Origin of the sequence: Dietzia sp. UBA5065 (genome assembly GCA_002415925.1) — a bacterium.
Classification (GTDB): Bacteria; Actinomycetota; Actinomycetes; order Mycobacteriales; family Mycobacteriaceae; genus Dietzia.
Genome location: DIAZ01000072.1, coordinates 31953 through 43881 on the forward strand (window position 1 = coordinate 31953; position 11929 = coordinate 43881).

Consider the following 11929-nt stretch of genomic DNA (forward strand, 5'->3'; position numbering starts at 1 on the left):
CGGCCCGACGGGGCTCAGTTCCCGCGGTCGGCGCCCTCGTCGTCGTCGCCCAACACCGCGTCGATCCGGTCCCGCGCCCCGTCGAGGTGCTCGGCGCACCGCGCGGCGAGGTCCTCGCCCCGCTCCCACAGGGCGAGGGAGGCGTCCAGGTCCTGGCCGCCGGCCTCGAGGATGCGGACCACCTCGATCAGCTCGTCCCGGGCCTGTTCGTATCCGAGCTCGGAGACGGGGGTCTGCTCGTCTGACATCAGGACTGCTCCTCGGTGGTGGTCGGTGTGGTGGGTGCCGCGGTGGTGCGTCCCGCCGCGGGGGTCGAGCCGAGCACGGCGGCGGACAGCGCCCCGTCGGACACCCGGATGCGCAGCTGGGACCCGGGCGGGGCGTGGGCGATCGAGGAGACCACCCTGCCGTCGTGGTCCCCGGCGACGGACTGGACCACCGCGTACCCGCGCGCGAGGGTCGCGGCCGGACCGAGCGTGGTGAGGCGCGCCGACAGGTGACCCAGCGAGGTGGACTCGGTGTGGACGATCCTGGTGATGTCCCGGCGGGCCGCCCGGAGCGCCTCCGCCACCACCTCCGCGCGCGAGGCGACGATCCCGTGCGGGTCGGCCATGACCGGTCGTGAGCGGAGGGCGGCCAGCTGGTGGCGTTCGCGCTCCAGCCACCCGCGGAGGGCGCGCGCGGTGCGGGCGCGGGCCTCGGCGATCCGGCGACGTTCCTCGGCGACGTCCGGGACCACGCGCTTGGCGGCGTCCGTGGGGGTGGCGGCGCGCAGGTCGGCGACCAGGTCCGAGAGCGGGGAGTCCGGCTCGTGGCCGATCGCGCTCACCACGGGCGTCCGGCAGCGGGAGATCGCCCGGACCAGGGCCTCATCGGAGAAGGGCAGGAGATCCTCGACCGACCCGCCGCCGCGGGCGAGGATGATCACGTCGACCCCGGGATCGGCGTCGAGCTCGGCCAGGGCGTCCAGGATCTGCGGCACCGCCGTCGGTCCCTGGACCGCGGTGTTGCGGATGGCGAAGCGCACGTCGGGCCACCGCCCGCGGGCCACCTCCACCACGTCGCGTTCGGCGGCGCTCGCGCGGCCCGTGACGAGGCCCACGCAGGTGGGCAGGAACGGTAGCGGCCGCTTGAGGCGGGGGTCGAAGATCCCCTCGGCGGCCAGCGCCTGCTTGAGCCTCTCGATCCGGGCCAGTAGCTCGCCCACCCCCACCGGCCGGATCTCCGAGACCTGGAGCGAGAACGACCCTCTGCCCGTGTAGAACCGTGGTGTCCCGCGGACCACCACCCGGCTGCCTTCCGTCACGGGCACGGGGGACTCGGAGATGAGCCTGGGCGGGCAGGTGAGGGTCAGCGAGTTGTCCACCGACGGGTCACGCAGGGTGAGGAACGCCGTCCGCGTGCCCGGCCGGAGGCTGAGCTGGGTGATCTGCCCCTCGACCCAGACGGCCCCCAGGCGGTGGATCCACTGGGCGATCTGGTCGGAGACCACCCGGACCGGCCACGGCTGTTCGGGGCTGGAGGGGGTCCTGGCCGATCCGGTGGTCACGTGGCGCGGGGGGCCACGCGGCCTGACGGGACGTCCGGGTCGTCGGGGTCGTCGTCACCCCCGGTCGGGGAGGCGGTCCCGTACCGGTCGTCCGGGTCCGCCCGGTCCTCGTCGAAGGTCGCCCATTCCGGCTGGTCGGACCTCGAGGGGAAGACCGAGGCGATCACCCTGTCACCCTTGACGGCGAGCGCGGTGAGGGTCTGACCGGCGTGGAGATACGACTGCACCAGTCCGCCGGCCACCCGGACGGGGACGGTCGGCAGCGAGGCGACGGCCTCGACCGTCCGGCCGGGGAGGGCGGCCGCGTGCTCGACCACGGAGGCGGCGAGTCCGATCGAGGCGCGGGTGAGGAGGAAGGGACGGAGCATGGGAACCTCTCTGCCGGGGGCGTCCGGGAGGCGTGATGGTCGAAAGTCACCCTGAACCGTACCCTGGGGTCATGACCGAGCAGACCGACATGATCGCCGAACCGGCCACCAGGCGAGTGCTTCTCGCTGAACCGCGCGGCTACTGCGCCGGCGTCGACCGGGCCGTCGAGACGGTCGAGCAGGCCCTGGCCACGCACGGTGCCCCGCTGTACGTGCGCAAGGAGATCGTCCACAACAAGCACGTGGTGGAGTCCTTCCAGGACCAGGGCGTGATCTTTGTCGACGAGACCGACGAGGTCCCGCGCGGGTCCAACCTCGTGTTCTCCGCGCACGGCGTCTCGCCGGCGGTGCGGGAGAGCGCGCTGAAGCTGGAGCTCACCACGTTCGACGCCACCTGCCCGCTGGTGACCAAGGTGCACACCGAGGTCAAGCGCTTCGCCCGCGAGGGCTACCAGATCCTGCTGGTGGGTCACGAGGGCCACGAGGAGGTCGAGGGGACCGCGGGGGAGGCGCCCGACGTGGTGACCCTGGTCGACGGCCCCGGGTCCGTCGACGCCCTCGAGATCCCGGTGGACACCGAGAAGCTCATCTGGCTCTCGCAGACCACGCTCAGCGTGGACGAGACCATGGAGACGGTGCGCCGCCTCAAGCAGAAGTACCCCACGCTGATCGACCCGCCCTCGGATGACATCTGCTACGCCACCCAGAACCGGCAGACCGCGGTCAAGGCCATGGCGCCGCAGTGCGACCTGGTGATCGTGGTGGGGTCGCAGAACTCGTCGAACTCCGTGCGGCTGGTGGAGGTCGCGCTCCAGGCCGGTGCCCGCGACAGTCACCTGGTGGACTACGCAAAGGAGATCGACACCGCCTGGCTCGAGGGCGTCGGTACGGTGGGGGTGACCTCGGGCGCCTCCGTGCCGGAGATCCTCGTCCGCGGCGTCCTGGACCTCCTGGCCGAGCACGGCTACCGGGACGTCTCCACGGTCCGCACGGCGCAGGAGACCATCACCTTCTCCCTGCCCCGCGAGCTGCGCCTGAGCCAGAAGGCCTGATCCGCGCGCAGCGCCCCGGCACCCCGACCTAGCGGCGGGCGTGGGCCGGGGCGCTGCGATGCGGGCGGGCCGCCGCCGCACGGCCCGAGCGGGGCTCAAGGACGTACGCGCGGATGAGGGCGACGGCCACCACCACGAGCGTGGTGACGATCATCAGCGGGAACCGCGTGGCCAGGGGCAGGATCAACGAGACCAGCTGGCTCCGCGAGAACATCTGGGCGGTCAGCCCGGCACCGGCGATCACGGACACCAGCGGGACGATGACGGTCATGACGATGGGCGGCTGGACGCCGGCCACGAACACCGACCGCCGGGCCACGGCCAGGACAGCGACGAGGCATCCGAGGAAGAAGGCGACGGTGAACCCCGCGCCGAGCGCGCCGGTGACCGAATCGATGGCCACCCCGGTCAGCGAGATGGCCACCGCGAGGAGCACCGCGGTCCAGGCGGGGAGCCCGCGAACGGACGCGATGACGGACCTCTCGTCCGCCGGGACCCTTCCACTCCTGCGTGTACTCACAGCGTGAGACTCTAGCCCTCGAGTCGGCGGGCGAGGAATCGACCGAAGCGACGCAGGGGGTTGGTCCCGGCCTCGGCCGGCGAGGGCCGTTCGCCCGTCACGGCCTCCGGATCGATGGGTCCGGGTGCGGGGGTCGGCTCCCCCGGGGACCCGGCGGACCCCGCGGTGGATCCGGTCGAGCGGCCGGCGACCTCGTCGTCGTCCCCTCCTCCGACAAGGACCGCGCCGCCGCCGGGAACGGGTCCCGTTCCCGGATCGACGGTGACGGCGCCGTGGTTCGGTCGCGCCTCCAGCATCCCGGCCATGATCGCGCTGCTGCTCTTGCGCAGAGGAGCGAAGCGCGAACTCGACAACTCGCCCAGGAACGCGGTGAGGCGGCCCTCGTCCGTGGCGGACGCGAGGTCGGAGGCGGTGACGTCGCCGGTCCGCAGGTCGATCTGTTCGCCGAGGTAGCGCAGGATCACCGCGACCACCGCCAGCACCGGTACCGCGAGGAAGGCGCCGATGATGCCGAACAGGGTGCTGCCCGCGGCCACGCCGAGCAGGACGACGACGGGGTGCAGGTTCATCGCCCGGGACTGGAGGATGGGCTGGAGGATGTTGCTCTCCAGCTGTTGTACCGCGACGATCACGACCAGGACGATGAGCGCGGTGGTGAACCCGTTGGCGACGAGCGCGATGAGCACCGCCAGCGCGCCGGCCGTCACCGCACCGACGATGGGGATGAACCCCGCGAGGAACGTGATGACAGCCAGGGCCCACGCCAGCGGCACACCCAGGACCACGAGGGCGATCCCGATGAGCGCGGCGTCGACGAACGAGACGATCGCCTGCGTCCGGATGAACCCGCCGAGGGTGTTCCACGCGCGTGTGGCGACCTCCGTGAGGTGACGGCCGGCGTTGCGGCCGGCGATCCGGCGCACGAACGGGAGGAACCGCGGCCCGTCTTTGATGAAGAAGAACGTGAGGACCAGGACCAGGACCAGCGTGACGACGAGGGATCCCACCGCGGTCACGCCGGTGAACACCCCGTTGGCGATCTGGTCGCCCCGGTCCTGGAGGGTGGAGCTGAGCTGGCCGAGGACCCCGTCGAGCTGTTCGTCCCGGATGTTGAGCGGCGGACCACGCAGCCAGTCCTGCACCTCGCCGATCGCCTCGGAGGTCTGGTCCGCCAGCTGGACGCTCTGCTCGACGATCGACGGGGCGATCAGCGCGATGACCCCCGCGACCACGCCGAGCGTCCCGACGACCGAGATGAGGGCGGCCAGCGACGCGGGGACACCGCGCCGGGTCATCCACCCCGTGGGTGGCCACAGCACCGTGGAGACGATGAGCGCGAGCAGGATCGGCAGGATGCCCACCCACAGGGCCCCGCCGATCCGGGAGAGGAGCCAGCCGGCCACCAGCACGATGGCCAGGCGCAGCGCCCAGTCGGTCACCCACCGCCCGCCGATGCCGATGAGAACGGACCGGTCGACGTGGTCCTCGTCGCCACCGACGGGAGGCAGCGGCTTCGGGTCGTCACTCATGCACCACATGATGTCAGAGCACCCGTGGGGGCGCTTCCTCACGACGGCGCGGGTGGCGGGGCGGGAGTCGCCGGGGTCGGGCCGTAGACTGGTGCCTCGTGAGCCTCACCCTCGGAATCGTCGGACTGCCCAACGTCGGTAAGTCGACCCTGTTCAACGCCCTGACGAACAACGACGTGCTGGCGGCGAACTACCCGTTCGCCACCATCGAGCCCAACATCGGGGTCGTGGACCTGCCCGACCCACGGCTGGCCCGCCTCGCCGAGATCTTCGGCTCCGAGCGGATCCTGCCCGCCGTGGTGTCGTTCGTGGACATCGCCGGGATCGTCAAGGGCGCCAGCACCGGGGAGGGGATGGGCAATAAGTTCCTCGCCAACATCCGCGAGGCCGACGCCATCTGCCAGGTCGTCCGGGTGTTCGACGACCCGGACGTGATCCACGTCGACGGCAGGGTCGACCCGATGGCGGACATTGAGGTGATCGCCACCGAGCTGATCCTGGCGGACCTGGAGACCATCGAGAAGGCGGTCCCGCGCCTGGAGAAGGAGTCCCGCAAGGACAAGTCGTTGGTGGCCCAGCTCGACGAGGTGCGCAAGGCCCAGGCCGTGCTCGAGGACGGGCGGACCCTGTTCGCCGCCCAGGACGAGATCGACCGGGGGCTCCTCCGCGACCTGCATCTCATGACCGCCAAGCCGTTCCTCTACGTGTTCAACGCCGACGAGGCCGTCCTGACCGATGAGGCGCGGCAAGCCGAACTGCGGGCGGCGGTGGCACCCGCCGATGCGGTGTTCCTCGACGCGAAGGTCGAGGCCGAGCTCCTGGAACTGGACGAGGACGATGCCATGGAGTTGCTGGAGTCGATCGGCCAGCACGAGCCGGGCCTGAACTCGCTCGCCCGCGCCGGATTCCACACCCTCGGACTGCAGACGTACCTCACAGCCGGCCCCAAGGAGTCCCGCGCCTGGACCATCCGCAAGGGCGACACCGCCCCCAAGGCCGCCGGCGTGATCCACACCGACTTCGAGAAGGGCTTCATCAAGGCCGAGATCGTGTCCTTCGCCGACCTCGACGCCGCCGGGTCGATGGCCGCCGCCAAGGCCGCCGGCAAGGTGCGCATGGAGGGCAAGGACTACGTGATGGTCGACGGCGACGTGGTGGAGTTCCGCTTCAACGTGTAGTGGCGCGACGATCGCCCCGGAACCTCACGGCTCTTGGCAAGGCACCGGCGACCCGGGAGTATGCTGACATCGCGTCAGCATCTTCTGGCGCCGAGTGACCAGCCTTCGAGAACGAAGAAACCCCGTGGGCGAACCGCAGACTTCCCCCAATCCCAAGCGTTGGTACGCGATGGCGACGGTGTCGCTGGCCGTGTCGATCATCATCATGGATGCCACCGTGGTGAACGTCATCCTGCCGGTGCTCATCCAGGACCTCTCGCTGAACGTGTCGGAGGCCGAGTGGGCGAACTCGATCTACGCGCTCGTGTTTGCGGCGCTGCTGATCACGGTGGGTCGCATGGGCGACCTGTTCGGCCGGCGGCGGTTCCTGCTCATCGGCATCACGATCTTCGTGCTCGCGAGCCTCATTGCCGCATCCGCCCCCAGCGGCGCGGTTCTCCTGCTGGGTCGCCTTCTCCAGGGTGTCGGCGGCGCGATGATCCTGCCTTCCACGCTCTCGACCGTGAACGCGATGTTCACCGGCCGCGAGCGAGGGATCGCCTTTGCGATCTGGGGTTCGACGATCGGCGGCATGGCGGCGGTCGGCCCGCTCGTGGGTGGATGGCTCGCCACATACGTCAGCTGGCACTGGGCCTTCCTCATCAACCTGCCGATCGGCATCCTCATCGTGGTCGGCACGATCCTCTGGGTCCCCGAGACCAGAGACCCGCACGCCGAGCGTGGCGTCGACGTCGCCGGGATCGCCTTGTCGGTGGTCGGTCTGTCGGCACTGGTGTTCGGCCTGATCGAGGGGCAGCGCTACGGATGGTGGAACGTCGACACGGCGCCGTCGATCGGCGGGTGGACCTGGCCCTACGCCCTCTCGCCGGTGCCGTTCGCGTTCGCCATCGGAATCCTGTCCATGGTGGCCTTCGTCGTGGTCGAACTCAGCCGTGCCCGCGCCGGGAGGCCGGTGCTGCTGGATCTCGGGCTGCTGCGCATCCGGAGCCTGCGCTACGGATCGATCGCCGCGCTCATCGTCTCGCTGGGCGAGTTCGGCATGCTGTTCGCCCTGCCGCTCTACGTGCAGAGCGTTCTGGGATTCACCGCGCTCAACACCGGGCTGCTGATCCTCGCGCTCGCAATCGGCACCTTCCTCATCTCCGGTGGCACCGCCCAGCTCGCCGGACGGATGGGCGGGCGCAGCATCGTGCGGATCGGGCTGCTGCTCGAGGTCACCGCGGTGGCGGGTCTGGCGCTGAGCATCTCGGCCACCGCGAACGCCTGGGTGCTCGCGGCGTGGCTCTTCCTCTACGGCGTGGGCGTCGGGCTCGCCACCGCCCAGCTCACCAACGTGATCATGGTCGACGTTCCGGTCGCGCAGAGCGGGCAGGCCTCCGGGCTGCAGAGCACGGTCCGCCAACTCGGCGCAGCGCTGGGCGTGGCCGTCCTCGGCACGGTCCTGGTGACGACGCTCGCCAACGCGGCGTCGTCGAATCTCGAGGGGATCGCCGGACTCAGCCCGCAGGCGCAGGAGCAGACCGTCTCGGTGGTGAAGGGGTCCGCGGGCGCCGCGATCCCGGGACTGTCATCGATGCCCGGCTTGAGCCAGGAGGTGCAGACGGCGGCAGAGGATGCCATGGTCACCGCGGCCCGGGTCACGACCTTCGGTGCGGCATTCGCGCTGCTCGTCGGCCTGGTCGCGACCGTGGGCCTGCCGGCGACCCCGCCGGCGCGCCGCGAGGACGACGACGCCGACGACGTCGCGCCCGAGCCGCAACCGGTCGGCGACTGACGGCGCTCGCGGGTGACCTGACGGCACGGGTCGGGCGGTGAGCACGTGGCGGCGACAAGCACCGGCGGCGCTGTGGGGCACGACCGGGGCTGCCCCGGACGGCCGCGACCGGATGGTCGATTAGGCTTTCTATATAAATCCGACCGGTGGTCCGCCCCGCGTCGCCGGAGGCGCGTCGGCCGGACGTAGTCCACTCGCGGATCGGCCTCTGCTGCGGCATGGTCTCTTCGCGCTCGCCTACCTCGTCGTCGCGGTGGCGACGGTGAAGTTCGTGAATCCGGGGACGGCCGTCTCGCTGGTCTGGCCGTCCGCCGGCGTCGCGGTGTGGTGGGCATTGACGTGTCGGAGTCGGCGGTCGTTCCTGCTGGTGTGCGCGTTCGTCTTCGCCGTTCCCACCTCGTACATGCTCCTCGTCAACGGCCGTTCTATCGAGACGGTCTGGCTGCTGGGGGTGGCCTACGTCCTCTCAGGACCCGCGATCCGGCCCGTCATGGAGGCGCTCGAGCGGGTGCGGGAGAGGGAGGAGTGGCTACCCGCGGTCAGGGGGCGCGAGAAGCTCGCCCGCATCGCGGTACCCGGTGACGTCTATCGGCTGCTCATCGCGAGCCTCATCACCCTCCCGTTGGCCAAGTGCGTCAGCATGGTGTGGTTCGCACTCGACGGCGACGCCGTCTCGATGTCCCTCTACATGAGTCTCGTCCTGCGCGATCTCGCGGGCGTCATGGTCGTGGCCGGACCCGGGCTCGCGATCGCGTCGTGGGGGCGGCGGGATGTGGACGCCACGGCGTTGCGTCACACGGCGATCGCGCTCGCCGCGACGTCGGTGTTGCTCGCGCTGATCTTCGGGCCCGGCCAGGAGCTGCCGATCGCCTACCTCGCCTCGCTTCCGTTGTTCTGGAGCGCCACGAGGCTGCCGGTGTCGTCTGCGGCGGTGCACGCGGTCTTCACCACGGTCACCGCGGCGATCCTCGCGTACTGGATCGGTGCGGGTCCCTTCGCCGCCCCTGAGACCCCTGTCCAACAGGCGTTGGCGATCCAGATCTTCATCATCCTGACGGTCCTACTGACTCTCGTCGTGTCGACGACCGTGCAGCAACGATCGTCGATCAACGCGGAGCTGAGCGCATTGACCATGACGATCCCGGACGCGGTGGTCACCGTCGATCGTGAAGGTCGAGCGATGCCGGTCAACTCGGCGGGATACGACGTGGTGGTCGCGAATCCGGGCGGCGGGTACGCGTCCCGTCCGATCCGCGAGGTCTATGACGTGGGTCTGCCCGGGACGTTGAGCCCCATCGCACAGGCGCTCGGGGGCGGATCCGTGCGAGCGATGATCGTAGAGCTCGCCGATCCGTCCCCTGGTGCCCCGAGCGGCGACCGCCGGACCTATTCGGTGAGCGCGTCGCCGCTCTACGGACCGGGAGGAGCCGAACCCGATCAGGCGCTCCTCCTGTACCACGACCTCACCGAAGGTCACCGGTTGGTGCGGGAACTCCAGCGCGCCCGCGACGAGGCCCAGGACCTGTTCGATGACGCGCCGCAAGGCGTCGCGACCCTCGGCACCGACGGCAGGATCCTGCAGGCCAACCGCGCATTCGGCGACTTGGTGGGTGTCCCGGAGGACCGACTTCCGGGGCGTCGCCTGGACGAGTTCTGCGTCGACGGGGACCTGGACGAGGAAATCGGCCTGGCCCTGGGCGAACCAGGGACGCTCGTCCGCGCCGATCGCTCCCTCGGCGCCGCGGACGGGCGGAGCGTCATGGTCGCGCTCTCGCTCCGCACCATGACCCGAGGGGACGAGTCGTCCCCGCAACTGCTCGTCAACGCGGTCGACGTGACCGAGAGGCAGGAGCTTCACGACCTGGTCTCCCACCTCGCCGACCACGACGCGACCACCGGACTGATCAACCGCCGTCGGTTCGATCGGGAGTTCGAGTCGATCCTCGAGCGCAGCGCATCCGAGTCGGGGGCCGGGGCGCTACTCCTCATCGACCTCGACGATTTCAAGTCGGTGAACGACCTGCTCGGACACCATGTTGGCGACGAGCTCCTGGTCGAGTTCGCGCAGTTGCTGACGGCGTCCGTCCGCTCGACGGATGTCGTCGCCCGACTCGGCGGCGACGAGTTCGCCATTGTCCTTCCAAGCGCCGACAAATCGATCGCGATCGCGGTCGCCGGCGGGATCGTCGACGCTGTGCGCCGGCGGTTCCGTGACCGCCCCGATGCCCTGGGTCGGGTCACCGCGAGCATCGGCGTCGCACTGTTCGCCGACGCCCGCTACCGCGCCACCGACGTGCTGCTCCGCGCGGACCAGTTGCTCTACGACGCCAAGCGTTCGGGGCGGGATTGCTTTGTCGCGCCCGGGTCCGGGGAGGGGAGCACCGGTCCGGTCCCGCCGGTCGTCCCCCGAGACCGTGTCGAGCGCATTCTCAGATCGGACGCGTTGACTCTCGAGCTGCAGCCGATCGTCGAACTGGCGACCGGACGGGTGGTGCTCGCCGAGGGGCTCGTCCGTGACGCGGGTTCTGCGCAGGAGATGTCGACCGGCGAGTTCGTGGCGGCGGTGGAGCGAGCGGGTCTCGGACCGGAACTCGATTCGCGGGTCCTGCGGCGGGGGATCCGGTTGCTGCCGCAACTGCAGCGTGCCAGGCCCGGATTCCGCCTCTCGCTCAACATCTCGGCGCAGTCGCTCGGGTCGGACGAGGTCGCGCGCGTCATCGTGTCCGAGCTCGAGGTCCACCGAGTGCCGTTCGGCTCGCTCGTGCTCGAGGTGACGGAGACGGCACCGATCACGGACATCGAGTCCGCGCGCAGTTTCCGACGGACCATGCGTGAGCACGGGGTGAGCCTCGCCCTCGACGACTTCGGCGCGGGGTGCGAGCCGTACCGCTACCTGAGGCAACTGGAGGTCGACATCGTGAAGATCGCGGGTGAGTTCGTGGAGAACATGGCCGACGGCGACATCGACAGCGGCATAGTGAGGTCCATCGTCGACCTCGCCGAGGGGCAGGGCATGCGCACAGTGGCCGAATTCGTCTCCGACGAGCGGATTCTCTCCGCTGCCCGACTCGCGGGGATCACGTACGCACAGGGCTCCCACATCGGGATGTCGCTTCCCCTCGACGAGTTCCTCTCCACGCACCTCGTGGATTCGGCCGTCGGAGTCGACATGGAGGACAGATGAGCAGGGAACGCTTCTCGATGGGCCGGATCGTCGGCATCGGCGTGGTGGGGCTGGCGGCGATGGCAGGTCTCATGCTCTGGCTCGCCATCTCTCTGTCGGATCCGACCTCTCCGGGCGCTCGCGAGGTCCGACTGTTCGGTCTGTGGAACGTCCTCTACGACGACTATTCCCCGCCGGCCAGCGTGCTCATCGCCGCCGTCACCGTCTCTGTGGTGTTCGTCGCGATCGCCGTCGTGGTGGAGGTGGCCGTCACCAACCGCTATCGCAGGTCCTCCGACGCCGAGGACATCCCGCTCGCGCCGAAGGTCGTCATGGCGGCCACTCGAGGGGTGTTCCACGGACCGGTCACGATCACCGTTCTCGTTCCCGCGCACAACGAGGCGGACCGGATCTCGGCGACCATCGAGGCGTTGCAGGCGCAGGATGCCGCGCCCGAGCGCATCATCGTCGTGGCCGACAACTGCACCGACGCGACGCCGGACCTCGCCGTGGCCGCCGGGGTGGAGGTGTTCGAGACACGGGAGAACCGGCACAAGAAGGCGGGCGGGCTCAACCAGGTCCTCGCGGACCTGCTGCCGGAGCTGGGGGAGAACGACGTCGTCATGGTCGTCGACGCCGACACCGTGCTCGATCAGGGGTTCCTGGCCGAGGCGCGACGGCGCTTCACCGACGACCGTGCGCTCATGGCGGTCGGAGGCCTGTTCTACGGTGAGCCCGGCTCGGGCTGGATCGGCCAGTACCAGCGCAACGAGTACACGCGCTACAGTCGCGACAT

General features: G+C 70.2%; 10 protein-coding genes. 5 read left to right on the top strand and 5 right to left on the bottom strand.

The annotated features are described in order from the left end of the window. Nucleotides 1-14: 14 nt before the first annotated feature. The 3 genes from B4M60_RS05455 to B4M60_RS05465 are packed head-to-tail and all read right to left on the bottom strand — an operon-like array spanning nt 15 to nt 1917. Nucleotides 15-248 (bottom strand): exodeoxyribonuclease VII small subunit, encoded by a 234-nt coding sequence (locus tag B4M60_RS05455; RefSeq protein ID WP_291081040.1) that lies wholly within the window; start codon nt 246-248, stop codon nt 15-17. Further along, nucleotides 248-1549 (bottom strand): exodeoxyribonuclease VII large subunit, encoded by a 1302-nt coding sequence (xseA, locus tag B4M60_RS05460; RefSeq protein WP_291081042.1) that lies wholly within the window; start codon nt 1547-1549, stop codon nt 248-250. The genes B4M60_RS05455 and xseA overlap by 1 nt, the downstream gene beginning before the upstream one ends. Beyond that, a complete protein-coding gene (locus B4M60_RS05465; protein ID WP_291081043.1) occupies nt 1546-1917 on the bottom strand; it encodes a hypothetical protein in 372 nt (123 codons plus the stop codon). Before B4M60_RS05465 ends, xseA begins: the two co-directional genes overlap by 4 nt. Nucleotides 1918-1988: 71 nt before the next feature. Between B4M60_RS05465 and B4M60_RS05470 the strand changes: the two genes are divergently transcribed. Then, the gene (locus B4M60_RS05470; protein ID WP_291081045.1) at nt 1989-2969 is read left to right on the top strand and encodes a 4-hydroxy-3-methylbut-2-enyl diphosphate reductase; all 981 of its coding nucleotides are present in this window, start codon (nt 1989-1991) and stop codon (nt 2967-2969) included. Nucleotides 2970-2997: 28 nt separating this feature from the next. Here the strand turns inward: B4M60_RS05470 and B4M60_RS05475 are convergent, their stop codons facing one another. Both B4M60_RS05475 and B4M60_RS05480 read right to left on the bottom strand, forming a co-directional pair. After that, the gene (locus tag B4M60_RS05475; RefSeq protein WP_291081047.1) at nt 2998-3489 is read right to left on the bottom strand and encodes a DUF6542 domain-containing protein; all 492 of its coding nucleotides are present in this window, start codon (nt 3487-3489) and stop codon (nt 2998-3000) included. 11 nt (nt 3490-3500) lie between these two features. Next, complete coding sequence (locus B4M60_RS05480) at nt 3501-5018, bottom strand: AI-2E family transporter (protein ID WP_291081049.1); 1518 nt, start codon at nt 5016-5018, stop codon at nt 3501-3503. A 98-nt stretch (nt 5019-5116) separates the two neighbouring features. On the opposite strand from B4M60_RS05480, the gene ychF reads away from it, so the two are divergent. The 4 genes from ychF to B4M60_RS05500 form a co-directional block, all read left to right on the top strand. Then, nucleotides 5117-6196, top strand: coding sequence for a redox-regulated ATPase YchF (gene ychF, locus B4M60_RS05485; protein WP_291081051.1), 1080 nt, complete (start codon nt 5117-5119; stop codon nt 6194-6196). A 124-nt stretch (nt 6197-6320) separates the two neighbouring features. Next, nucleotides 6321-7970, top strand: a complete 1650-nt coding sequence (locus B4M60_RS05490; protein WP_291081053.1) for an MFS transporter — start codon at nt 6321-6323, stop codon at nt 7968-7970. A 211-nt stretch (nt 7971-8181) separates the two neighbouring features. After that, a complete protein-coding gene (locus B4M60_RS05495; RefSeq protein ID WP_291081073.1) occupies nt 8182-11154 on the top strand; it encodes a bifunctional diguanylate cyclase/phosphodiesterase in 2973 nt (990 codons plus the stop codon). Then, nucleotides 11151-11929: glycosyltransferase family 2 protein (locus B4M60_RS05500; protein WP_291081055.1), on the top strand; the 779-nt coding region annotated here is incomplete at its 3' end. The genes B4M60_RS05495 and B4M60_RS05500, both read left to right, overlap by 4 nt.